The following is a 25,656-nucleotide window of genomic DNA, read 5'->3' on the forward strand; positions in this document are numbered from 1 at the left end:
GTAAAAAACCCAAATGAGGAAAAGGGGATGTTCCTGTGAGAGCATTTTATGTCAAAATGATTGCAGCTTTACTATCTATTTTACTCGTGGCAACAGGTTTATTTTCACCAGCATTAAAAGCAGAAGAAGCACCGACTTCAGATGGAAAATTGTCGCCGCTGACAGAAAAAGCCATTCAACAAGTGCAAGAGTCGTTTTTGAAGCAGGATCAAGGTACTGCTATTCAACAGAAGCAAGTGAACAAATCATTTAAAGTAGATAAGAAAAAAGGAATCAGTATCAAACGAAAAGCTGCTAAAGATGGAAAAATGCGCACGTCTGGCGTTCACTCCATTGATGGACTAGCAATCAATCAATCGGTTGTCTTATCAGAGGATGATCCAGTTGATTTATGGTTTTTAAGCACATCTTCACCTCAGGCACTCATCAGCCGGATTACCTCTTCAAATCCTGATTATTTCGTCCAGTTATTCGTGGTTGATTATGAAACAGGACAAGCCTACCCGACGGACCTCATTCAGCCTGCAGGCAGCCTGCTTGGGTTAACCAATTTACCAGCAGGTGATTACGCATTCGGTATTACAAGCGGTGGAGACTTCGGAGACGCTTACACGATACAGGTGAATGCAAAGAATCCACCCAATTTCACAGGGGCAGTATCCCTATCATCAACTCTGCAATACTTTGTCGCTGATTATGCAAATGGTGATGTATTTGCAAATGGCACAAAAGTATATAACAAGCAATCGAAGACAGCAGATTATGAATGGAAGCGTGTGTTTTATTTCCCTTATGATGGAAAATTCGAACAGAGAACCCATTCGATTTCCAGTGTGAAGGTGAAAAGCATTTCGGCACCTGTGTCGTACTCAGCTCCTTATGCGAGTTCCTCAGAGGCCATTCTCGTCTACTTAGATGTGGAAACATTGTTTATGTACCATCAGTCATCGTTTGCAAGCGGACAATATTACCATGATACCTTTGTTGATACACTTGGGAAGACCACACCAAGACGCTTAGACCTTGATGATTTGACAAATTACGGCGATCATATATTAGCCGTAGATTTAAAAACAGGACAGCCGATTGATTTCTTCAGTGTCCTTAATTTCTACTATGCTGCAGGGATCGAGAAGTTGCCAACGATTAAAACATTGAATTAAGAAAGGCGGTTGACATCAAATCGCCACATGTGTAGAGTAAAGATAATTAAATGATAGAAGTCCACTAGGGGAGTCATGAATGACTGAGACAAGAGAAAATCTTGGACCCTTTGAACCTGATCTAGTTCGTACTAGCGGAGGGAAGTGGAGCTGGACCTTGTCTTATTCAGGATTGAATCGATAAGAAGGCCGCTCCATTAGGGGTGGCTTTTTCATTTATTCAACTGAAGAAGAGGAGGCTTTTTTTATGACATTTTCAACGCAATTAAGAAAAGAAGCAGAACCATTATTTGAAGCCATTTATCAGCATCCGTTTGTCAGAGGATTGGCAGCAGGAAAGCTTGAAAAGGAACAGATCATTCATTATGTCAAACAAGATGCAGAATATTTAAATGCATTTATTAAAATTTATGCAGCAGCGATCAGCAGATGTACAGACAGAGAGGATATTGCCTTTTTCCATCAGCAGATTGCTTTTGTACTAGATAGTGAGACGCATCCTCATCAAAACCTTTGCCGAGTGGCAGGTGTAACATATGATGAACTGCAAGGTGCTTCCTTAGCTCCGAGTGCCCACCACTATATTCATCACATGCTACAAGTCGCACAGGAAGGCACGCTTGGAGAAATCATCGCTGTCTTACTCCCATGCCCTTGGACATATTGGGAAATAGGCAAACGAATGCTTTCTGACGTGCAGCCTGACCCGGCACATCCGTTTTATGAGTGGATCACGTTTTATGGAGGCTTAACCGACTCTGTCACTATTGAGCTTTGCAAACGTCTCGATCAGTGGGCGGAAGGAGCAAGTGAGAAAGAAAAAGAAAAAATGAAACAGCACTTTTTCTTAAGCTGTCAGCTTGAATATGCATTCTGGGAAATGGCATTCACTGTGGAAGAGTGGCCCGTCCAACTGGAGGTGCATTCATCATGACGTGGAAGATGAAAGAAGTCGTCCTTGCGGTGATTTTATCTGTGGCATGCGGTGTGATCTATTTAGGGTGGTCCACGCTTTATTTACCAATTACCGCACTTGTTGGCCCAGCAGGAGGCAATATCATGTTTGGCATTTGGGTGATTGCCAGCCCAATCGTTGCTTATATCATCCAAAAGCCGGGAGCTGCCCTCATTGCAGAAACAGCCGCAGCTGCCGTGGAATTACTGACAGGCAGCCACTTCGGTCTTTCAGCCTTGCTCATCGGTGTATGCCAAGGACTTGGTGCAGAAATCGCCTTCGCTCTTTTTGGTTATAAACGATACCGTATGTGGACACTTATGCTGTCTGGTGCCTTTGCAGCTGTTGGAGCGATGGCATACAGCCTCGTGGCCAATGGATTTGGTTATTACACGCCTCAAGTTTTACTCATGACACTTGTGACTCAAATCATCAGCGGTATGATACTTGGAGGATGCTTAGCGAAAGTAGTCGTGGACGCATTATCCAAAACCGGTGTATTGAATCAATATGCCATCATGAAAGAAAAACGAAACAAAGGTGAACAGCATGGATTCATTTCTCGAGTGCAATAATCTCACTGTCCGTTTTTATGAACAGCCTACACCCGTTTTGCATCAAGTCTCTCTTTCTATTCAAAAAGGAGAAAAGGTACTCATTTTAGGGCCAAGCGGCAGTGGTAAATCCACGCTCATTTCAGTTCTAGCTGGGATTATTCCAGAGCATATAGAAGCTGACATGCAGGGAGAAGTGATATTACAAAGACATACAGGCGTCATGTTTCAAGACCCTGATTCCCAGTTTTGTATGCATCGTGTCAATGAAGAAATTGCATTTAGTTTAGAAAACCGTTCCGTCCCTCGTGAGGAAATGGATGATATCATTCAGCATCTCATGCAAAAAGTACAACTGGATGTCGATCCGAATACGGATATTCACACATTATCTGGCGGAATGAAGCAGCGATTGGCGCTTGCTTGTTTACTAGCGTTAGAGCCAGATGTCCTGTTCTTTGACGAACCGACTGCACAGCTTGATCCAGCAGGCAGAATGGAGATAGTTCAGTTGCTACAGCAGCTTGCAGCGGAACAGAATCAAACTATGATTTTTGTGGAGCATGTGCTAGACGGTGTCATCGAGTGGATGGACCGGGTGATTTTATTAGATGATCAAGGCAGCATTTTAGCAGATGGATCTCCGAAGGATGTGATGACGGCATATGAGGGAGAAATGAAAGAGGCAGGAATTTGGCGGCCGAAATTATTTCCCGAGAAATGGTCCACTGTCATTCAAGATCCTTATCACCCACTCAGTCAAACCCTTAAGCAAACCTTTGAAGCAAGAAAAGAGCGGGGGGAGAAGGTGCTATCAGCCGATCGAAAGACAATCATTCGCACAGAGGATCTTCAATTAAGCTACGGGAAAAAAAGGGTGATGAATGACCTGCAGCTGGATATCAAAACGGGGGACTGGGTGGCGGTCATCGGGGAAAATGGAAGTGGGAAAAGTACTTGTCTCAAACATTTGATCCGCTTAGAGCCAATTAAAAAGGGAGATATTTTCTTAAAAGAAACCCATCTCAGAAAGTGGTCTGATCGATTACTCTATGAAAAAGCAGGCTTTGTGTTTCAAAATCCAGAGCTGCAATTTATACAAGATACGGTCTTTGATGAAATCGCATTTGGCGGAAGACAGCGAAATTGGCCAGAATCAGTTGTACAAGAAAAAACGGTTCAGCTATTGGAAGAGTTCGGCTTAGAGAAGCATGCGAAGGCGCATCCTTTCACCTTAAGTTTAGGGCAAAAAAGAAGATTAAGTGTTGCCACAATGCTTCTATTTGATCAGGATGTATTACTGTTAGATGAACCGACTTTTGGGCAGGACGAAAAAACGGCGAAGGAATTAATTAGACGTTTGAAAGAGCGCCAACGCCAGGGAACCACCATTATAATGGTCACACATGATATGGAGCTCGTCGATGAATGCGCAGACCAGGTGTTGCTTTTTCACCAAGGGGAGCATGTGTATGATGGCACGCCCTATGATTTATTTTCAAATCAGGAACTCGTCGATTCTTATCAATTGAGAGTGCCCTTACATTATCGTTATGTGGCTGAAAGAAAGGACGTGCTCACGATTGCAAAGTAATCACTCCTTTCTATCCACTGTGAATCCAGTCATGAAATTACTCGCCCATCTTCTTGCAATGTGCTGTCTCATGGCGATTTCCGATCCCAAAACAACCTTCATTATCTGGCTGTTGGCTCTTGGCATCGGGCTTGTTCTAGGCGGTTGGAATATGAAGTATCTCATCACAAGATTTGTCCCTTATCTGCTCTTTTTTATTCTCGTGTTTTGGATGATGGCGGCCTTCGGCAAGGGGGATCATACAGTTTGGAAATGGGCATGGTTTCATATCACAGAGGAGAGTTTAAAAAATGGACTCACCATTTCTTTCAGAATGCTTGGCTTTGTGACATTTGGTCTCCTTTTTACCTCCACAACAGATTTGACGGCCTTTATGATGAGCTTAATCCATCAATGCCGAATGTCACCCAAATGGGCATATGGGATGCTCGCCGGCTTTCGGTTTATCCCGTTGTTTCAAAGTGAATTAAAGCAAATGAAGGCTGCGCATAAAATCAGAGGCTACAAGCAAAAAAACAGCTGGAAGGCCTTTATGCGTTATGCACTGCCCCTTTTTACGCAGGGCGTACGAAAATCAGAACGCTTGGCGATTGCGATGGAAGCAAGAGGCTTCACGGGATCGAGAGAGCGGACGTATTATCATGTCATTAGCACCTCATGGATCGACTATATGTATCTTGTTTTCATAGGTGTGAGTGTCTTTATGTGCATGCTCTTCTTTTAAAAAAACCCACATCCTCTTGGGGGAATGTGGGTTTTTTATATGTCTTGGGTCATTTGTTTGATATTAGTGCACATTACAGACTGTAATAGATCGTATAAAGAACCGATAAAGAAGGTGTACTGAGAAAAAGAGAGGATGAACGTGAGCGAATGTCACAGAGAATTGATAACATAATAGACGCTTTACCAATCATTGGACTAGCTATGAGAGAGCAACTAACCTTTTCTGTTTTAGGGAAAGACAAGGTTCTTTATTATCAGCAACATGGAAACATTGACTTAGGGTTTAAAGCTGGGGACATAGTAGCTCCGGGGTTCGAAAACTTTTCTATGCTGAAAAATGGGAGAGAGCCATCGTTTATCCAAATCCCGAAAGAGGTATACGGGATTCCAATGGATATCGTAGCTGTCCCGATCAAGGATGAGACGGGTCAAGTTGTCGCTGCCTTCTGCGTGGCGTATGATCAAACGAATCAACAACGATTAGATCACATCATGACGGAGAGCAACCAAGCTTCCGAAAAACTAGTCGCAATGGTACAGCAAGTGGCCGCACATTCAGAGGAACTACAAGCGACAAGTGAACAAATTCTACAAAACACAAAAACCACTGTCGAAAATTCCTCTAAAATTAATCAAGTTTCCAATCTCATCAAAGGTATCTCTGATCAAACGAACTTACTCGGACTCAACGCATCCATAGAGGCTGCAAGAGTAGGTGAAGCAGGAGCAGGCTTTGGAGTGGTCGCAACAGAAGTGAGAAAGCTGTCAACTCATGCGAAGCAGGCGACGACTGATATTGAAACAGCACTAAAAGATGTACAGGGCTCTATTAAAGGAATGGAAGAAGAAATTGCACAAATTGTCGCTTCCTCTGAACATCAAGCAGAGCTTGTAGGCACTTTTACCAAAATTATTGAAGGACTTCACGAAACAAACGAAACGATGAAATCATTGGCTGACGACTTAGTCAATTATCAAGTGAAATAAAGAATAACGACCAAAACCTCCAGATATATTGGAGGTTTTTTAACGTTTTAAGGTAAGAAACTGGTTAGGATATTGACCGATTTATCACTGACAGGCAAGGTACACTTCTGTATGATAGAAATAGAGATAATAGTCTGGTCATTAGACCTATTCATAAGGAGGAAGATCATCGTGACACAATCAGCGAAGCTGCAAGAAATACTTGCGCCGTACCGTCCATTGTTAGATCAAACAGAAAAACCAATGGTTCAACTACAGATGAAACAAGGAAAAACAGGACCATACGACAGCAAAATAGCTGGCGACCCTTACTTTTCCAAAAAAGATCAATATCCAGTTGACGGTGAAGGACATCCTATGAAGCTTTTGGCACAAATAAATTTCGGCCAGCTACCGAAGCTGAAGGATTATCCAGAAACAGGACTTCTGCAAATCTTTATTTCTGTGCATGATGATCTTTATGGGATGAATATTGACCATAAAACAGAGCAAAAGGATTTTCGAATCAAATTCATTGAAGAACCTTTCTTAGCTGAAGAAGAGTTGTTGACTGATTTTTCCTTTGTGAAAATTCCGGATGATTTTTATTTTCCTGTCATGAAGGAAGGCGCGATTACAGGTGAATTATCAAGTGAAACGATTAGCGTAGGAGATTTTCGATTTGAAAAAGTCACAGGCAAACAAAGCTGGGACCTATTTGAAGATGCAGAGGGTATTGATGGTGATAAAGCAGATGATTTGTTAGATGAATTTTATGACGTAGCGAGTGGCTTTGGTCACAAATTGGGCGGATATCCAGGATTTACACAAGAGGACCCGCGTACATATGTAGATCAAGATCATACCGTTCTATTATTGCAAATTGACTCAGATGATGAAGTTGACCTGCTATGGGGAGATTGCGGGATCGCCAACTTCTTTATCAAACCAGAAGACCTCAAACGAAAAAATTTCGAGAATGTCGTCTATAATTGGGATTGTTCTTGATTTTGTAAAAAACACCCTTTATAGATTGTTTGTCTACGGTATGCACCTCCATCTCAGATGGAGGTTTTTTTGTGAACAAGGCTCAAACGATCGTTGATAGAAAATATCTATTAACCTATAAAAGTATTCGAATGAAATCAAATTGACCGTGAAAAAAATGAAGGATAATATTAATCTAAATTAAACAGATCAATTTACTATATTTTAATTTGATATGATAAGTCAAATAGGAATTTTGTCAATTCATATTTTAAATATCGGAATTGTCTGAATAATAGTTGTGTGATAGAATGTTAGACATTAATTTACAAAGAAGGTGCGCCATGAACATTGATCACTTAGAGGCATTCGTTTATGTTAATCATTTTGAGAGTTTTAGAAAAGCAGCGGATGCACTGTTTTTGTCACAGCCTTCTGTCTCTGCAAGAATTCAGACTTTAGAGCGCGAACTCAATACAAAATTGTTCATGAGAAAAGGGAAACAGTTTCACCTCACTGAACAGGGAAAGAATTTCTTACCATATGCCGAGGAGATTTTAAAAAGTTATCAGAATGGAAAAAAACAGTTGCACGTGCCGAATGAAAAAGATCAAGTCACGATTGGTTCCAATTTATTAATGGCACAATATTATTTACCGCACCTTTTACCGTATCTGAGCAAAAGCTATCCAAACGTGACATTTAAAACGATGACGACAACGAATGATTCGATGCTCGAAGCGGTTTTAAATCAACAGGTGGAATTTGGATTAATGAAGCATACTTCTCATCCAGGAGTCGATTCTTTTAAACTGTTAGACAACCAAATTCACTTGATTGTTCCGCCAGGTCACGAATTATTGTCGATTGAGAAGCCAACGATTGAGGATATTAGCCATCATCCCATTGTCTTTTATCAATGTGGCTCATTTGATTGGGCAATGATTCATAAAATATTTGAAGCACTTCCGGTGACGCCAAATATTGGTTTTCACACAGATAATTTTGAGGTAGCTAAAGAATTAATTAGACATGGAAAAATCGGTTTTTTACCTGAACTGAGTGTGATGAAGGAGCTGAGAGAAGGCACGTTGATGAAAAAGAGATTGAACATGCTAAGCGTGAGTCATCAAATCAGTCTTGTTTCATTAAAAGGCACAAAATCTGTTTTTACTGATCGTGTCAAATCGATTTATCAACAATTCAACAGGAGCCTAATGCTTTAATAAATGAGCTTTGTCTACATATAAATCATACTATTTTTATGGTAATAATCAGTTTTAATAATCATAGATGAGGTGATCAATTATGTCGTCATTAAAATTAAGCGTTCTTGATCAAAGTACTGTCTATCAAAATGAGACTTCTCAAGAAGCTTTGCAACATACCGTCGAACTAGCAAAGATTGCGGATGAAAAAGGGTTCCATCGGTTTTGGGTAGCTGAACACCACAATATGAAAGAGCGTGCAGGGTCATCACCCGAGGTGCTCATCTCATACTTACTCGCTCAAACAAATCAAATCAAAATCGGATCTGGTGGAGTGATGTTGCAGCACTATAGCCCATATAAAGTTGCAGAGAACTTCAATGTACTGGCCACCCTTGCACCAGGAAGAGTTGATCTCGGTGTAGGGAAATCACCTGGTGGACTGCCTGTCTCAACTGCTGCCTTACAAAAAGGTGTATCACAGGATCATTTTCCGTTCCCAGAAAAAATCAAAGAGCTGGCCCAGTGGCTTAATCATCAAAAACACACGGATGAAAATGGGGATGAGATTAGAGCCTATCCGCTGCCACCGGTATCTGCTGATCTTTTTTTGCTTGGTACAAGTAAGGGAAGTGCTGAACTTGCTGCTAAACTAGGCGTTTCCTTTGTCTTTGCCCAATTTATCAATAGTAATGAACAGGAACTAGAGGAAGCAATCGAAGCATTTCAACAGAATGTAGATCAACATGTACAGAAGAAGCCGGTATTCATTCTCGCATTGCCTGTCATCACAGCTGAAACCAATGAAGAAGCGAAAAGCCTTATTTCAAAAGACGAAATTGTCAAAGTCCACTTAAAGAGTGGAAAATCATTTACCCTAGCAAGTGTGGAAAATGCAAGAGAATTTGGAAATCAAAGCGGTGAACCCTATGAGATTAAAAGACAAAAGCGAAAGGTCATTTTCGGGACACAGGCGTTAGTTCGAGAGAAACTACTGGCTTTGCAGAATAAGCTAGGAATTGATGAATTTATCATTTTAATACCGATTGATGATGCGGAAAAACGAAAAAGGTCCCTTGTTCTTTTAAAGGATGCCTTTCATCACGATCACGCAGAGACATTGGCATAAAAGGAGAAGATGACAATGAAAAAATATAGTGTGTTTATTTTACTAGCAATTATAGTGGCAGTCTTAGCCGCATGCGGTGGTCAACAATCAAGCAGCAAAGGAAAGCAGGATAAAATTGTGATTGCATCACAAGGATCCGATGCCCAAGTTTGGCAATTTATTGCGAAATCAGATGAGGCAAAAAAAGCAGGCTTGAAGATTGAAGTCAAAGAATTTAATGACGGTGTGCAAATTAATGAAGCCACAAATGATAGTCAAGTAGATGTAAATTCCTTCCAATCACTATCCTATTTCCAAGATTACGTGAAGAAAAAGAAGGCAAAGCTTGTCGCCATCGCCACAACGTATCTTGAGCCAATGGGGCTTTACTCTGACAAATATCAAAAACTTGAGGACATTCCAACCGGTGCGAAAGTGGCGATTCCAAATGATACAGCGAATACAGCAAGAGGACTCAGAGTGCTAGAAAAGGCTGGTCTCATCAAGCTGAAGTCTGATTTCAACTCTTTTAGCACCTTGAAGGACATTGATGACAATCCGAATAAGCTGCAATTTGTTGAAACAGATGGTACAGCTACGGCACGAGTGCTCCCGGATGTCGACGCTGCGTTAATTGGAAACAGTGTTGCACTTGATGCCGGTCTAAACGCCATTAAAGACTCGCTATATCACGAAGAAGTAAATCAAGACACGAAGGCGAATATCAACCTGCTTGTGACACAAGAAAAAAACAAAGACAACAAAACGTTAAAAAAACTAGCAGAGGTCTATCATTCAAAAGAAGTTCAGAACTATGTAAAAAAGGAATTTGGCGGAACGAAAATTCCTGTCGATAAACCAGTCAGTGAAATCACGAACTAAAACTAATATAGGGGATGAATGCTATGACTAATATTAAATTAGATGGTGAAGAATTTTCGATTTATAACGAAAGTGGCAAACAGGTAAAAGGCAGTCGCACCATTGGAACAGATGGCTTAACACCACTTGAATTATTAGGCGCTTCACTTGGATACTGCACATCGCTCAATTTACGAGTGTTATTAGAAAGAGAAGGGACTCCGATCACAGAGGAAAATTTCAACGTGGCTGTTCAAGCTCAAAAAGCAGTGGAGGGACCATCCAGAGTAGAAAAACTGCACCTGTCAATCAAGCTGCCTAAAGAATTAAGTGAAGAGGCTCGTCAAAAGGTCATTACATCTGCTGAAAGAGGCTGCACCATTAGACGTTCACTCATGAATGCAATTGATATTACATTTCAGGACGTGACGAATCAAACAAAAGCCGTTAGTTCATAAAGAGGGGATGAATCCACATGAGAAAAGTCAATATACTCGCTTTTATTTTCATACTGAGCCTCCTTGTTACTGCTTGCGGACAAACAAATGCGTCGAATGAAAAACAAACGCTTACTTTAGGAACCACTGAGGCAACCCTTGATTTTTGGAAGGTTGTGAAGGAGGAGGCGAAAAAGCAAGGCCTCACTTTAGAGTTGAAAATATTTACTGGTGGAGTTGATCTCAATCAATTAACAGAAGATGGCGAAATAGATGCGAACGCCTTTCAGCATCTTGCCTATTTAGCAAGCTGGAATAAAACAAGAAAGAGCGAACTGGTAGCCGATATTGCCACAATTGCAGCCCCTCTCGGCATTTACTCTAAATCAAGAAAGAGCTTAAAAGATATTAAAAAGGGCGATAAAATTGCGATTCCAAATGATGATAGCAACTGGCCTCGTGCCCTCGTTTTATTGCAAAATGCTGGTTTAATCAAGTTAAAGGATGATTTTAATGGACAAGGGGGAGAGGATAAAATTTTAGAAAATCCATACAACTTAGACATTGTTCCTGCTCAAGCGGCAAATCTGCCCCGTCTTTTAGATGATGTGGATGCAGCGGTGATCAATAATGGTACCGCCCTTGAAGCAGGCTATAAATTGAAGAGTTCTTTATATCATGAAAGTAAAAAAGAAGCTCCGTATATTAATGTAGTTGCTGTGACAAAGGATGTCCAAAAGGAGAAAAGGAAAGAGCTTGATACAATCACAGAGATTTTACATTCTAAAAAAGTCACGGATTATATTACGAAGCACTACGAAGGAAATTTTTTGCCAGTCACTACACCGATTGATCAATTGCTAAAGGAATATGACAAAGTTATACAAAAAGAGGGGGCGTGAGCATGACCAAAGAGATGAAATTAGCCGTATATCTCGTTGGATCTGGTATGCATCTTGGCTCATGGAGACTCCCGCATGTACAATCAGATGCAAGCATTGATGTGAATTTTTATCAAAAAATGGCTCAGAAAGCAGAGGAAGGAAAACTTGATGCGGTATTTATTGCAGACAGCCTTGCAATAGATGAGAATTCTCACCCTCATATTCTTAATCGATTTGATCCAGCGATTCTAATTACGGCGATGGGCGTTGCTACAAATCGGATTGGCGTTGTAGCTACTGCTTCAACAACCTATAGTGAGCCATATGTGTTGGCAAGACAATTCGCATCTATTGATCATGCGACTTTAGGACGTGCTGGGTGGAATGTCGTCACTACAGCAGATGCAACGGGACGAACTGCACAAAACTTTGGACGAACGTCACATGTCAAACATGATGACCGCTACCAAATGGCAGAGGAATTCATCGATGTCGTGCAAGGGTTATGGGATTCCTGGGAAGAAGATGCCTTTATTCGAGATAAGGGGACAGGGCAATTTTACGATGAACAAAAGGTTCATCCGATTCATCATAAAGGTACATACTTTCAAGTTCGAGGTCCTTTAAATATAGGAAGAACACCGCAAGGGCAGCCCGTCATCTTTCAGGCGGGCTCTTCTGAACCAGGACAACAATTGGCCGCACGCACAGCGGAAGTGGTATTTAGTCATAAGAAAGATTTGCAATCTGCTCAAGCGTTTTATAAAGAATTGAAAGAGCGGTTGCCTCAATTCGGAAGAAGGCCGAATGAACTTCATATTTTACAAGGGATATCACCGGTTATCGGAAGAACAAAAAAAGAAGCACAGGAAAAAAAGCGTCAGCTTGACGAAGCACTCTTGCCTGAGCAGGCACTAAAGTTCTTATCTGGTTATGTTGGAAATGTGGATTTAACAGCTTATCCTCTAGACACGCCTGCAAAAGAGGTGGCGTGGAAGAAAGTAGATAGTATTCAAAGTGACTTTGAAACGATCATGCGTATCATCCATGAGCAAAACCCAACAGTTGGTGAGCTTTATGCCAAGGTGAGTAATGCAGCTTCACATGACCATTGGATTGGTACACCAGAACAAATAGCAGATGAAATGGAGAAATGGGTGGATGTAGGAGCAGCAGATGGATTTATGCTAATTCCTGCTGTTCTCCCAGATACATTAAAAGACTTTGTCGAGCTCGTTGTTCCTATTCTACAGGAAAGAAAATTATTCCGTACCGATTACAAAGGGCACACACTTCGGGAGCATTTGGGGCTTCGTGTACCTGTTAACCGATATCAATAAAGTAAAGAGAGGTCCGGCCTATGATTGAATTTAAAGATGTACAGAAAGTATATCAGAGTGGACAGCAAAGCATCGAAGCCTTGTCCAACATCAATCTGACCATCGAAAAAGGCGATATATTCGGTGTGGTTGGATATAGCGGGGCGGGAAAAAGCACATTATTAAGACTCGTGAACTTACTAGAACGACCGACATCAGGAGAGGTAAAGGTGAATGGAAAAATATTGACCTCACTATCTAAAGCGAGCTTAAGGAAAGAGAAAAAAGACATCGGCATGATTTTTCAGCATTTTCATTTACTTCAATCAAAGACAGTGTTTGATAATGTGGCCCTGCCGCTTTTATTAAGCGGAAGCTCAAAGCGGAAAATCAAAGAAAGAGTAGACGAACTTTTATCATTCGTAGGTCTTGAATCAAAGACCAACAATTATCCAGAGCAGCTATCTGGGGGACAAAAGCAACGTGTCGGAATTGCACGTGCACTGGCAACGAATCCGTCTATTCTTCTATGTGATGAAGCGACATCTGCACTTGATCCAGGTACGACGTCTGCAATCTTAGACCTGCTTAAAAAAATCAATCAAGCCTATGATATTACGATTCTGTTAATCACACATGAAATGTCTGTCATTCGTGATATCTGTACAAAAGTAGCTGTCATGGAAAATGGCCAAATCGTTGAAAAAGGTTCCGTGTATGAGATTTTTTCTCATCCGCAAACTGATATTGCAAGACGTTTTGTCAGAACGGTTATCCATGAGCATTTGCCAAATAGCGTGATTGAAGAATTAAAAAATGGCCAAAAAACGGTGTGGAAAATGAACTTTATTGGTCATAGTTCCAGCAAACCGCTCCTATCCACCATTGCAAAGAAATATGATATTGATGTCAATGTCTTGTCTGCCAATATTTCAGAAATTCAAGATATCCCTTTTGGCAATATGATTGTTGAAGTGACAGGTGAACAAGCCGAAATTGAAAAAGCTTTTTCTTATATTCAACAGGAGAAGATCAATGTGCAGGAGGTAACAGGTCTTGACTAGTACATCGCAGCTTTTTGGAATGGAAGTATCGCTAGATCAACTTTTAACTGGATTTGGTCAAACTTTATATATGGTCACTTTATCCCTTTTATTTTCTATCATTATTGGACTACCACTTGGAATTATTCTGGTGATCACAAGAAAGGGACACATTTGGGAGCAGTCGGCCATTTTTCATCTGTTGAATTCTGTCATTAACATTTTACGCTCGATCCCGTTTATTATTTTACTTGTTGCACTTATTCCATTTACTAGACTCGTTGTTGGAACAGCGATAGGAACGACTGCAGCAATTGTACCGCTTGTTGTTTATGCCGCACCGTATATCGCACGACTTGTTGAAAACTCACTTCTTGAGGTAGATAAGGGGATTATTGAAGCGGCAGAAGCGATGGGAGCGACCATTTGGCAAATCATTTATCGTTTTTTATTGCCTGAAGGTCTCAGCTCGCTTGTGCTCACCTTTACAACAGCTACAATTGGTTTGGTAGGAGCATCTGCAATGGCAGGCGCAGTTGGAGCAGGCGGAGTTGGTGATTTGGCATTGACGTATGGGTATCAGCGCTTTGATACAGCCACCATGGTGGTCACTGTTTTCGTATTGGTTGTTATAGTACAGGTAATTCAATCCGCCGGTAACATCACATCCAAAAAAATTAGAAGGCGTTAACAGCTTGGAAAGACTTATGTATGAAAAAGAAAGGATGTCTTTCTCATCATAAGTATCAACCGATCAAAAAGGAAGCTCTCTCTCGTGAATCATTTATCCAAACTTCAAAAAAATGAACACCTTTGAAGTTAGACAAAGTGCTCAAATGTCATTTGTTTTGGCACTTTGTTGCCTTTTCATCGTGAAATGAAGTCTAGGAATGATGAGCACTGGTTGTCTAGACGCTGAACACTCTAAAAAGAGTGTTTTTTGTATGTTTTTAGCCCCTATTTTGTCATTTTTGAGAGGTAATATGTCATTCTTTCTAGTTGACCGTATCAAAAAAAAATGTAAAATCATCTTAAAGTCCTCTTTTTTGAAAATAATAATAAAATGACATATCCATCAATAATGACATGCTCGAAAAAGCGGAATGTACTGGGGGGTATCAATTGATCATTTCAAAAGTAATCAATAATAATGTTGTCAGTGCTTATGATGACGAGCAGCATGAGCTGGTCATTATGGGCAGAGGGATCGCGTTTCAAAAGAAAAGCGGTGACCCGATTGACGAAGAACGTATCGAAAAAGTATTTTCCATTCAAAATAAAGATATATCAGAAAAATTCAAAACCCTGCTTTATGATATTCCAATCGAGTATATGCAAGTGTGTGAGGCGATTATTGATCATGCAAGAACGACCCTTAACAAAAATTTAAATGACAGCATCTATGTAACATTGACGGATCATATCACCTTCGCTATTGAACGTCATCAAAAAGGAATGGACATTAAAAATGCCTTGCTTTGGGAAATCAAACGGTTATATAAAGATGAGTTCGTGTGTGGTGTAGAAGCCATTCGCATCATCCAGGACAAGCTCAACATCCACCTTCCCGAGGATGAAGCAGGCTTTATTGCGATGCATATTGTCAATGCAGAACTGAATGAGGAAATGCCGAATGTCATTCAAATTACAAAGCTGATTCAAGATATTTTGAACATCGTGAAGTATCATTTTCAAATTGATTTGGACGAGGAATCATTAAATTATTTCCGTTTTGTCACGCATTTGAAATTTTTTGGACAGCGTTTGTTTAACGAAACACAAATGGAAAATCAAAATGAATTTCTGTATGAAGTGGTAAAGGAAAAAAATACAGCCGCTTTTCAATGTGCGGAGAAAATTAATGACTATGTTCAAAAAGAATACAACCGAAGTCTCATAGAAGATGAGATGTTATACTTAACTTTGCACATCGATCGAGTCATAAAAAGAAAATAAATCAAAAAGAAAGCGTTGACATCTCAAAATTAACATGATAATTTATAACTATAAACTCAATAACCCACAATCTTTTAGGATTGTTACTGGTCAAGCAGGCAAAACCTAAATCATTGTCCCTATCTTTGATAAGGCATGATTTAGGTTTTTTTATATCTAAAGACTTATAAAAATTAAATAACGATCAATCGCTATGAAGGATTGTTACTGGTTAAGCAGGCAAAACCTAAATATCGATTAATGTCTGAATCGCTATTTTTCGGACATTAATGGATGTTTAGGTTTTTTCTATATCATGATTTAATCAACGATTGGAGGGTAATACAATGAACCACAAACAAACAGCAAAAGAAGTTTTAGAGCTTGTTGGCGGTGAAAAGAATGTCAAGCACGTCACACACTGTATGACAAGACTTCGCTTCAATTTATACGATGAAAGCAAGGCGGATAAAGGGAAGCTGCAATCAACAGATGGCGTCATGGGTGTGAATCAAAGTGGCGGTCAATACCATGTCATTATCGGAAACGATGTATCAAATGTCTATCAAGCGATGATTGCTGACTCAGGCCTGTCAACAGATGTAAAGTCAAGCGGGACAGATGAAGCATCAAAACAGAATGTGATCTCAAAGCTTTTCGATTTTATCTCTGGTGTCTTCACACCGATTCTTCCAGCCATTGCTGGAGCCGGTATGATCAAAGGGATATTGGCACTAATGCTCACGTTCCAGTGGATATCAGATAAAAGCAGTACGTATACGATTTTAACAGCGATCGGAGACGGAGCCTTTTACTTCTTACCGATTCTGCTTGCTGTAAGCGTAGCCAAAAAGCTTGGGACAAATCAGTATATCGCCGCAGCCATTGCAGCAGCCGCACTGCACCCGCAGTTAACTGCTTTACTAGGCGCAGGAAATACAGAATTTCTAGGCTTGCCAGTGGTTGCCGTTGTGTACTCTTCATCGGTGATTCCGATTCTACTCACTATCTGGCTCGGCTCATATGTTGAAAGATTCGCAGAAAAATATAGTCCGAAATCACTGAAAATCATCCTTGTCCCAACGGTCACACTTCTTGTCGTGGTACCAATTATGCTCATCGCGGTTGGACCACTTGGTGGGATTATCGGAAATGGCCTTTCAGGTGGAATTGATTTATTGTTCAAACATGCAGGTATTTTGGCTGGACTCTTAATCGGCGGCTTCATGTCACCATTGATCATTACGGGCATGCACTATGCACTACTTCCAATCATGATCAACAACATTACATTAAACGGTTTTGACTTCATTCTTCCAATGATGTTTGTAGCGAATATGGCACAAGCAGGCGCAGCATTCGGTGTCTTCTTAAGATCAAGAAACAAAACATTCAAATCATTGGCGATGTCTACAAGTATCACTGCATTAATGGGTATTACTGAACCTGCTATGTATGGTGTGAACATGCGATTGAAAAAACCGTTCCTTGCAGCCCTCATCGGTGCAGCAGCAGGCGGCGTATTCATGTCCATCTTCAAAGTAAAGTCATATGTGATATCTGGATCAGCAGGTCTCCCAGGTCTCCCAACATTCATTGGACCAACGTTTGTCTACTCCATCATCGGTTTAGTGATCGGCTTTGTCGTAGCAACCATCATGACGCTTGTTCTAGGATTCAAAGATGTACCAGTGAAAGATGATACAAAAGCAGACAAACCAGAAGAAACGAAAGACACAGCAACGCTTCAAAATGAAGTGGTACAAAGCCCACTTGAAGGTCAACTAAAGCCGCTCAATCAAGTAAATGATGCAACATTCTCTAATGAAATCATGGGTAAAGGTACAGCCATTGTCCCAACAGTTGGACGTGTAGTAGCACCATTCAACGGCAAGGTTGAAACCATTTTCCAAACGAAACATGCCATTGGTTTAAAGAGTGATCAAGGCACAGAGCTTCTCATCCATGTGGGGATTGATACAGTAAAACTTGGCGGTAAACATTTCACAAGTCATGTGCAGTCAGGTGATTTCGTTCAAGCAGGAGATCTGCTAGTTGAATTTGATATCAAGGGCATTCAGCAAGATGGCTATGATGTAACAACGCCAATTATCGTCACCAACACAAATGATTTTGCACAAGTTGATGCGAAAACAGATGGGGCGATTACAGTAAAAGAGACACTGCTTACAGTCAGTGTAGAAGAAAATGAGGAGGGCATTCAACATGACCAATTTAGAAAAAACATTTCCTAAAGGTTTCTTATGGGGCGGCGCGGTAGCCGCCAACCAAATAGAAGGCGCTTATAACAAAGATGGAAAAGGCTTGTCGACAGCTGATGTATCACCACACGGTATTATGCACCCATTTGACGAATCAATGAAGGACCTTAACTTATATCATGATGCGATCGACTTCTATCATCGCTATAAAGAAGATATTGCCCTGTTTGCAGAAATGGGATTCAAGTGCTTCAGACTATCCATTTCTTGGCCACGTATTTTCCCAAATGGCGACGATGCTACACCAAATGAAGCGGGACTTGCTTTCTATGACAAAGTATTTGATGAACTGCATAAGCATGGAATCGAGCCAGTTGTCACAATCTCTCATTATGAAATGCCGCTGGCTCTTGTGAAAAACTATGGCGGATGGAGAAATCGCAAGCTTGTGGACCTTTACGAAACATATGCTAAAACATTGTTCACTCGATATAAAGACAAAGTGAAATACTGGATGACTTTTAATGAAATCAATGTTGTGTTACATGCACCTTTCACAGGGGGCGGCCTTGTATTTGAAGAAGGCGAAGACGAGAAGAGCATTCAATATCAAGCAGCGCATCATCAGTTTGTTGCAAGTGCTCTAGCTGTTAAAGCAGGACACGAAATCATTCCAGATGCGAAAATAGGCTGTATGATTGCAGCGATGACCACATATCCGTACAGCTCAAGACCAGAAGATATGTTTGCTGCGATTGATCAAGATCGTAAAACATTGTTCTTCTCAGATGTACAGTCAAGAGGCTATTACCCTGGATACATGAAACGTTATTTCCTTGAAAATAACATCAACATTGAATTCCAAGACGGTGACGAAGACATTTTAAGAAACCATACAGTCGACTATATCGGGTTCAGTTACTATATGAGCTTCGTGGCAAGTACAGACCCTGCAATCCTTGATCAGGCGGAAGGCGGAAACCTATTTGCTGGCGTGAAAAACCCTTATCTAGAAGCAAGTGATTGGGGCTGGCAAATTGATCCGAAAGGACTTCGTACAACGCTAAACCAGCTGTATGACCGTTACCAAAAACCATTGTTTATCGTAGAAAATGGCTTGGGTGCTGTCGATCAAGTAGAAGAGGACGGATCGATTCAAGACGATTACCGAATTGATTACCTCAGAAGCCACTTGCTAGAGGCAAGAGAAGCCATCGCAGACGGAGTAGACCTGATCGGTTATACAAGCTGGGGCCCAATTGACCTCGTCAGTGCATCAACAGCTGAAATGAAAAAACGCTACGGCTTCATTTATGTCGACCGTGATAATGAAGGAAACGGTACATTAGATAGAAAGAAAAAGAAAAGTTTTGATTGGTATAAACAAGTGATTGCTACGAATGGTGAGCATTTAGATACTAAATAGAGAAAATATTGTTTCGTTCCTTTGAGAACATAAGTTGTCTTGAAACGGTGAAAACAATTTGAATTCAGGCATTATCATTCTTTAGGTCTTCTTTAGGGGCATGATGGGGTGATAATGCCTTTTGTTTTATGAAAAAGACAAAATTGCACAAAAAATAAACCACACTTTAACTTGTTGCGTGGTTCAAATAAATCATATGCTCTTCGAATATATTTATTTAAGCTTTTGAAGAGGGGCTTTGATCTTCAAAAATTGGTTTTAATTCGATAACATCTAGAAATATTGATTCTTCAAGTGTTTCTTTTATATCTTCAAAGTTCAGATTATTTTGAGATAAAATATCCTCTATGGATTTGATACCATTGATTTGACTTGAAAAAGTAAACCATTCATAATCATCGCGCGAATCAACAAGGTATTCACTAAATATGTTTCTAATAAGCACAGCCTGTACTGGAACAATCATAGCATCAGCTAACCCTTGAAGAGATTGGCCCACCAAGAACATTCCCCAGTTAGATGAAAAAGCACTAAGCAAGCAAGAAATAATGAATAAACCTAACCCTATTAAAAACATTTTTTTAACATTTGTCATTTTAGCCATGATGCCAAAAAAGGCATGAAAACCCCGAAGAAAGACCAAAAAACGATGTTTCTCCACTGCATGACTTCATAATCAATGTTATAAAAATGAACTAGCTCAGGATAGGCTATAAATAACATGGTAGTACTCATTGAACTAACAAAAACTCCTAGTGATATCGCAATAACAATCAGTCTGCTCTTTATAGTCATTGTATCAACCTTTTTTCTAATTCTAATTCATCTTTGACATGTATTCCGTAATTTCCTATAGAGGGTATTGTAGGTTTAACCATTCTTGCTTTATCAATTGCACCAATATAGATGTTTTTAAAAGAAAATCCTTTTCTTTGATAAAACCTAATTGCATTTAAGTTATCATTACTAGTGATTAAATTAATTGAGTGTATATTTTGTGTTTTTAGATGGTGTTCTAACTCGAAAAGTAATTTACTTCCAATGCCGTGATACTTTTCTAGAGCCTCTAAAGTCAGAATTTCTGCTTCATTTTTAAATATTTTGTAAACTAGTATTCCTACTATATAATCTCCACGTTTAGCCAACATAATGTTTTCATTTAAAACATTATAAGTTGTCCCTTTAGACACCATAGTCGTTCCGCCCCAATGTTCATTGAAAAAACATGTTAACCATGAAAAGTCTTTTGAACTTGGTTGAGTTACTATCAATTCTTCTGAATGAGAAAATTTTTCTGACAGCTGGATATGGGCTATTTCTTTGTCATTCGCTTGATCCTCAGAAAAATGGATTGTGATGCCTAGTTTTTCGGCGTTTATTTGAGCAAGTTTTTGTGCATAGCTCGAAAAATCTTCAGGGTCAATACCGAAATAAAAAAAACTCTCAGGTGGATTCTTTTTGTACCAAAGATTGCTACTGATTACATATTCGTTTTGTTTTGTTTCAGTTATGTTGATATCATCATATAATAGTGCTCTTCCTTCAATAAACTCTACGACAAATTCTTCTAATTTGTTTTGAGTAAATAAACGGTTTTTTTCTTGAAAATATCCTATTTCACTTAATTTACTGTGAATCCAATTAATTAAATCATCCTCGTCGAGTTCATTATCTCTCGCAAGTGCCATTAGCATTGCAATGTAATTAACAATCGTTCTGCTTCTCTTAGTTGAAATGTTTTTATAGATGTTTTCTAGAATATCATCATTAAGTTTATTCATTTTACATATACAACTTCCTTTTCAATTAATTGTTTACTCAATGCTTGCAGGTCTTCCATACAAGTTTGAACATCTGTATCATATTCTTCAGCAATTTCCGTTACTATGGAAATGAACTCTCTTTGCCCGTCAATTCGTTCATAAAAATCAGCAGCGACTTGATTTAGGGACATGCCTGGTTCGATAATGATACCTTTTAGATACTTTCTTGTAACATTATCTGGATTTTTTACGAGAATTGTATTATGATCCATTTGGATTTCCTCCATTCTTTTTTTCTATAACAAGATACCAAGATTGTGGTTTTGGCTCGTTTGTATCCATACTTGTTGGTATATCTCCAATTTCATCAATAACTTCCATAAACTCTTCAACAGAGAATTCTAAAGGATGGAATGAATAATTGGAAATACCTGCGCGTGCTAGCATTTCTCCTACATGTTTTTCAGTGTAGCTTTCTAAGAAGGCTTCCTCCAAAATATTTATATACTTTGAGTCTATTTGTTTTCTTAAGCTATTCAAGGAGAGTAAAGATATAGGGTGAGTATCAATAATGATGATTTTACCCCCCGGTTTTAGCACTCTATAGCATTCTTTTAATCCTTTTACCGGCTCTACCCAATGATGTAGACATGAATAAGAAACTAGAGCATCAATCGACTCATTTGCATACGTCAGTGAATGAACATCTTGTATTTCAAAAATCACATTTTTTTTATTAAGACACGTATTTATCTGATTTTGGGCTATTTCTAACATTGTTTCATTAATATCAGTAGCATAAATAGTCGCATTTGAATTCTCACATAAATAATGTGTTAAATAACCGGGGCCAGTTCCCATATCAACAATGGTTTCTTCAGAGCCTGAAAGAGTATGGTTTAAAATTTTATTACCTATCAACGGATATATGTATAGTTGATTTTCTTTGACGAAATCATTATATAAATAACATTCATCATGAGTCAGCAAAGAATGTACACTCCTTTCATAAAGTGTTAGGGTATGAAAAAAATCAGTTTATGATTAATGTCCACCAGCGACAACTACATTACGAATTTCAACAAGACGTGGAGTTTTATAAACTTTTTTCATGTAATCATCCTCCTATATATGTCTTAAATTTCAATTTCATACCCTAACGAAAGTCATAATATCACATTTTTTATATTTTCTTAAATATTTAAATAATGATTTTTTGACAAATTTTGATGTCGGTACTCTATCTATAAAGTGCATAGTGTTAAGTAAATCAAGGGTACAAATAGAGTTAGAGTTGAGCAAAGATGAATTCTGATGAGTTTTTAATGAATATTGGCCAAATCATTTTTTACATAACAAAGGAAGTGTAGAACGCTTTTTTTCGGTTCCTAGGATCGAATATTGATCTTTTGGATGAAAATGAACGAAAAAAGATAGAAAAAAAATTAAAATCAATGATAAATAATTTGCCAAACGATTTCAGGGGAATTTCAGTAGAGGATATTCTGGCAAGAAAGAAAGATGACTTAGACGTATATCAATCCACACAACTTGTTGTAAGACAACTTATGAGTATAAAAGATGGTTTTTAAGAAGATAAGTTATCTTCATTATTTTCTTAACTCGACTATAGAAATATTACGATCAAACTTAGTGTAATGTTGAATGAGATAACAAAAAAATAAAGAACCGCTTTTTTTAGCGGTTCTTTATTATGACGGTAAGCTTTTTCTGTTGGCTTTCGCCTATTTCCACACTTGATCAGCAATCTCAATCACATGACGCAGCTTTTCCCATTGCTGCTCTTCTGTTAACAGATTGCCTTCCTCTGTTGATGCGAATCCGCATTGTGGGCTTAGACAAATTTGATTGATGTTTACGTATTGAGCGGCTTCCTCGATTCGTTTTTTGATCTGTTCAACTGGCTCAAGCTCTCCGTACTTTGAAGTCACAAGGCCAAGTACGATTTGAAGGTTTGGGTTCTTCACATATCGAAGAGGCTCAAATCCGCCAGAACGCTCATCGTCGAATTCTAAAAATAGACCATCAAGATCTAAACCAGCAAAAATCGTTTCTGCCGCGGCTTCATAACCACCTTCAGCTGCCCAAGTCGATTTAAAGTTACCACGGCAAATGTGCATTGTGATGACTAAATCCTCTGGACGGTCGGCAACGGCTTCATTAATTGTCTTTGCAAACGACGCACGAAGTTCATCTTCTTCTCGGCCAAAGGCTTTGATTTGCTCATGACCTTTTTCAGAAAAGAACACGGCCCATGCTGTATCATCCAGCTGTAGGTAGCGGCAGCCTGCATCATAAAAAGCACGGATGGCTTTCTTATACGCCTGTGCCACATCATGATGGAAATCATCTAAGCTGTCATATACACCTTCTTCAAGCTTTCCGCGGAAAAAGAGCATATTCGGACTTGGAATCGTCATTTTAGCCGTATGGTTACCTGCAATGCTGTGAAGAAAACGATAATCCTCTAGCATCGGATGGTCTGTAAAATCGATCTTGCCTGTTACCTTGATGCCTCTTGCTTTTGTTGTCGTGTTGTGGAATTGAATGCCTTGATCTGCTTCAAATCCTTCAACTCCATCAAGTCCTTCAAGAAAGTCAAAATGCCACCATGCACGTCTAAACTCTCCATCTGTGACAACCTCTAACCCGATTTCCTTTTGCTTCTCTACAATACGTGTGATTTCTGCATTTTCAATTTGACGGAGCTGCTCTGCTGTCAGCGTACCGTCTGCTTTTTGCTTGCGTGCTTCCTTGATGCGCTCTGAACGAAGCAAGCTTCCTACTTGATCTGCGCGAAATGGCGGCTTCGTTGTTTTCTTTCCAATGGTTTGTACTTGTGTCATGCTAAATCCCTTCTTTCTACAGGTTTAAAAACAAATAAAAAAGCTCTTCCTTGGATAAGGAAGAGCGTCATATACTGTGAGAACTCTGCCTTATCTTCAAACAAGCAGATGCTTGTTTAAGGAATTAGCACCATTCTGTTCCTAGGAACAGCGGTTGCCGGGTTTCACAGGGCCAGTCCCTCCACCACTCTTAATAAGGTTACCTTTTGATTCAATTTTCTTAATATAAACAATTATTCATTTTTTATGAGAGAAAGTCAATGGTTTTTACAATTTAATTTCCTACATGAACAAATCAGCGACGAGAACACCAGCTAGTCCGACAAGTGAAAGAACGGTGACCATCAATGTCCACGTTTTAAAGGTTTGGGCCATTGACAGGTTAAAGTATTCTTTATAAATCCAGAAACCCGCATCATTCACATGAGAGAACGTAATACTGCCGGCACCTGTTGCGATGACCATTAATTCAGGGCTGACACCCGTCAATCCAATAAGTGGTGCAGAAATGCCAGCCGCTGTGAGACCGGCGACAGTCGCTGATCCTAAAGAGACACGAAGGACAGCAGCAATGAGCCAGGTGAGAAGCAGGGGAGAAAGCGTGCTTCCTTGCATGATCCCCGCAATATATTGATCGACGCCGCTATCAATGAGCACCTGTTTAAAGGCGCCGCCACCGGCAATAATTAATAGAATCATGGCAATGGAGCCAATAGAATCGGTGATCGACTTCATGACTTCCTGCATGCTTTTTCCTCTGCCCAGTCCAAACGTATAAATGGCCAGCAGGACTGAGATTAATAGCGCAATCGCTGGTTCACCTAAAAACTCAGCGGTTGGCAGCAATGGAGAGGAAGGGAAGAAAATTTCTAAAAAAGCTCTGAATGTCATGAGCAATACAGGCAAAACAGCAGTAAAAATGCTAATGCCGAAGCTTGGCATTTCCTCTTCTGTGAATTCCTTTGGATTAAATAAATTTTTTGGTATATGTGCGTGCAATTGATCTTTTTTAAATAGTTTCGTAAACAGAAGTCCGCCTACTAACACAGCAGGAATCGCTAGAATAATTCCAACTAACAACGTTTGTCCCATGTTTGCTTGAAAGACATTGGCAATGGCAGTCGGCCCTGGGTGAGGAGGGAGGAAGCCATGTGTGGTGATCAGTGCAGCGACGAGGGGCATACCCACATATAACACAGGAAGTCTTGCAGCTTGAGCGATCGTAAAGACTAATGGAATTAAGATAATGAATCCGGTTTCATAAAATAGAGCAATTCCAATAACAAATCCAGTCAGCATCGTTGCCCATTGGATTTTCCCAATGCCGAATCGGTCAATGAGTGTCATCGCAATGCGCTGGGCACCACCAGAATCAGCCATCAATTTACCGAGCATCGCTCCAAAACCGAGAACCAGTGCTAGGTGCCCGAGTGTACTTCCGAGTCCTTTTTCGACGGAAGCAATCGCTTCAAGTGGTGACATTCCTTCTAAAACAGCCACAATTAAAGAGACAATAATTAAAGAAATGAAAGCGTTTAACTTTAAGACAACCATGAGTAAAAGTAATAACAAAACGCCAAGTCCAATAAACACTAACGACATGATCTTTCCTCCTTTGTGGTGCATAAGGGAGCGAGA

Annotated in this window: 24 protein-coding genes and 2 riboswitches; of the genes, 18 read left to right on the forward strand and 6 right to left on the reverse strand. The window is 39.8% G+C overall.

The genetic code is table 11. The annotated features are described in order from the left end of the window. The first annotated feature begins 35 nt into the window (after positions 1-35). From IEE86_RS04045 to IEE86_RS04130, 18 genes are all read left to right on the forward strand, one after another. Positions 36-1,163, forward strand: a complete 1,128-nt coding sequence (locus IEE86_RS04045; RefSeq protein ID WP_191096065.1) for a hypothetical protein — start codon at positions 36-38, stop codon at positions 1,161-1,163. Between the two features lie 56 nt (positions 1,164-1,219). Continuing rightward, a riboswitch (TPP riboswitch) is annotated at positions 1,220-1,323 on the forward strand. Positions 1,324-1,410: 87 nt separating this feature from the next. After that, complete coding sequence (gene tenA, locus IEE86_RS04050; protein WP_191096066.1) at positions 1,411-2,097, forward strand: thiaminase II; 687 nt, start codon at positions 1,411-1,413, stop codon at positions 2,095-2,097. Further along, positions 2,094-2,693, forward strand: coding sequence for an ECF transporter S component (locus tag IEE86_RS04055; protein WP_034324788.1), 600 nt, complete (start codon positions 2,094-2,096; stop codon positions 2,691-2,693). The genes tenA and IEE86_RS04055 overlap by 4 nt, the downstream gene beginning before the upstream one ends. Next, positions 2,668-4,266: an ABC transporter ATP-binding protein gene (locus tag IEE86_RS04060; protein WP_191096067.1), complete on the forward strand. Its 1,599-nt coding sequence runs from the start codon at positions 2,668-2,670 to the stop codon at positions 4,264-4,266. Before IEE86_RS04055 ends, IEE86_RS04060 begins: the two co-directional genes overlap by 26 nt. After that, positions 4,256-4,990: an energy-coupling factor transporter transmembrane component T family protein gene (locus tag IEE86_RS04065; RefSeq protein WP_191096068.1), complete on the forward strand. Its 735-nt coding sequence runs from the start codon at positions 4,256-4,258 to the stop codon at positions 4,988-4,990. Before IEE86_RS04060 ends, IEE86_RS04065 begins: the two co-directional genes overlap by 11 nt. A 533-nt stretch (positions 4,991-5,523) precedes the next feature. Continuing rightward, the gene (locus tag IEE86_RS19645; RefSeq protein ID WP_263479571.1) at positions 5,524-5,979 is read left to right on the forward strand and encodes a methyl-accepting chemotaxis protein; all 456 of its coding nucleotides are present in this window, start codon (positions 5,524-5,526) and stop codon (positions 5,977-5,979) included. Positions 5,980-6,150: 171 nt separating this feature from the next. Continuing rightward, positions 6,151-6,966 (forward strand): YwqG family protein, encoded by an 816-nt coding sequence (locus IEE86_RS04075; protein ID WP_191096070.1) that lies wholly within the window; start codon positions 6,151-6,153, stop codon positions 6,964-6,966. A gap of 323 nt (positions 6,967-7,289) precedes the next feature. Beyond that, positions 7,290-8,171, forward strand: a complete 882-nt coding sequence (locus IEE86_RS04080; protein ID WP_191096071.1) for a LysR family transcriptional regulator — start codon at positions 7,290-7,292, stop codon at positions 8,169-8,171. An 82-nt stretch (positions 8,172-8,253) separates the two neighbouring features. Then, complete coding sequence (locus tag IEE86_RS04085) at positions 8,254-9,282, forward strand: LLM class flavin-dependent oxidoreductase (protein ID WP_191096072.1); 1,029 nt, start codon at positions 8,254-8,256, stop codon at positions 9,280-9,282. 15 nt (positions 9,283-9,297) lie between these two features. Next, positions 9,298-10,143, forward strand: coding sequence for a MetQ/NlpA family ABC transporter substrate-binding protein (locus IEE86_RS04090; protein WP_191096073.1), 846 nt, complete (start codon positions 9,298-9,300; stop codon positions 10,141-10,143). 23 nt (positions 10,144-10,166) lie between these two features. After that, positions 10,167-10,580 carry an OsmC family protein gene (locus IEE86_RS04095; protein ID WP_191096074.1) on the forward strand — a complete coding sequence of 138 codons (414 nt, stop codon included), beginning with the start codon at positions 10,167-10,169 and terminating at the stop codon, positions 10,578-10,580. A 17-nt stretch (positions 10,581-10,597) separates the two neighbouring features. After that, positions 10,598-11,461, forward strand: a complete 864-nt coding sequence (locus IEE86_RS04100) for a MetQ/NlpA family ABC transporter substrate-binding protein (protein WP_191096075.1) — start codon at positions 10,598-10,600, stop codon at positions 11,459-11,461. Between the two features lie 2 nt (positions 11,462-11,463). Beyond that, positions 11,464-12,783, forward strand: a complete 1,320-nt coding sequence (locus IEE86_RS04105) for an LLM class flavin-dependent oxidoreductase (protein WP_224740799.1) — start codon at positions 11,464-11,466, stop codon at positions 12,781-12,783. 20 nt (positions 12,784-12,803) lie between these two features. Continuing rightward, positions 12,804-13,826, forward strand: a complete 1,023-nt coding sequence (locus IEE86_RS04110) for a methionine ABC transporter ATP-binding protein (protein WP_191096077.1) — start codon at positions 12,804-12,806, stop codon at positions 13,824-13,826. 19 nt (positions 13,827-13,845) lie between these two features. Then, entirely contained in the window at positions 13,846-14,496 is a 651-nt protein-coding gene (locus tag IEE86_RS04115) for a methionine ABC transporter permease (RefSeq protein ID WP_034738276.1), read from the forward strand. A gap of 431 nt (positions 14,497-14,927) precedes the next feature. Next, positions 14,928-15,761, forward strand: a complete 834-nt coding sequence (gene licT / locus IEE86_RS04120; RefSeq protein WP_191096078.1) for a BglG family transcription antiterminator LicT — start codon at positions 14,928-14,930, stop codon at positions 15,759-15,761. A gap of 326 nt (positions 15,762-16,087) precedes the next feature. Continuing rightward, positions 16,088-17,995 (forward strand): beta-glucoside-specific PTS transporter subunit IIABC, encoded by a 1,908-nt coding sequence (locus IEE86_RS04125; RefSeq protein WP_191096079.1) that lies wholly within the window; start codon positions 16,088-16,090, stop codon positions 17,993-17,995. Next, on the forward strand, positions 17,967-19,388 hold the full coding sequence (locus IEE86_RS04130; protein ID WP_191096080.1) for an aryl-phospho-beta-d-glucosidase: 1,422 nt from the start codon (positions 17,967-17,969) through the stop codon (positions 19,386-19,388). The genes IEE86_RS04125 and IEE86_RS04130 overlap by 29 nt, the downstream gene beginning before the upstream one ends. A 217-nt stretch (positions 19,389-19,605) precedes the next feature. Here the strand turns inward: IEE86_RS04130 and IEE86_RS19290 are convergent, their stop codons facing one another. From IEE86_RS19290 to IEE86_RS04160, 6 genes are all read right to left on the reverse strand, one after another. Further along, positions 19,606-20,049, reverse strand: a complete 444-nt coding sequence (locus IEE86_RS19290; RefSeq protein ID WP_224740800.1) for an MFS transporter — start codon at positions 20,047-20,049, stop codon at positions 19,606-19,608. Between the two features lie 130 nt (positions 20,050-20,179). Beyond that, positions 20,180-21,169 carry a GNAT family N-acetyltransferase gene (locus tag IEE86_RS04140; RefSeq protein WP_191096081.1) on the reverse strand — a complete coding sequence of 330 codons (990 nt, stop codon included), beginning with the start codon at positions 21,167-21,169 and terminating at the stop codon, positions 20,180-20,182. Then, positions 21,166-21,423, reverse strand: coding sequence for a PqqD family protein (locus IEE86_RS04145; protein ID WP_191096082.1), 258 nt, complete (start codon positions 21,421-21,423; stop codon positions 21,166-21,168). Before IEE86_RS04145 ends, IEE86_RS04140 begins: the two co-directional genes overlap by 4 nt. Continuing rightward, positions 21,413-22,141 (reverse strand): class I SAM-dependent methyltransferase, encoded by a 729-nt coding sequence (locus IEE86_RS04150; protein WP_191096083.1) that lies wholly within the window; start codon positions 22,139-22,141, stop codon positions 21,413-21,415. Before IEE86_RS04150 ends, IEE86_RS04145 begins: the two co-directional genes overlap by 11 nt. Positions 22,142-22,896: 755 nt before the next feature. Further along, a complete protein-coding gene (locus tag IEE86_RS04155; RefSeq protein WP_191096084.1) occupies positions 22,897-24,018 on the reverse strand; it encodes a 5-methyltetrahydropteroyltriglutamate--homocysteine S-methyltransferase in 1,122 nt (373 codons plus the stop codon). Between the two features lie 87 nt (positions 24,019-24,105). Then, a riboswitch (SAM riboswitch) is annotated at positions 24,106-24,218 on the reverse strand. An 82-nt stretch (positions 24,219-24,300) separates the two neighbouring features. After that, on the reverse strand, positions 24,301-25,620 hold the full coding sequence (locus IEE86_RS04160) for a gluconate:H+ symporter (protein WP_191096085.1): 1,320 nt from the start codon (positions 25,618-25,620) through the stop codon (positions 24,301-24,303). Positions 25,621-25,656 lie beyond the last annotated feature (36 nt).

The organism is Bacillus crepusculi, assembly GCF_014764715.1.
In the GTDB taxonomy this organism is placed as follows: domain Bacteria; phylum Bacillota; class Bacilli; order Bacillales; family Bacillaceae; genus Bacillus.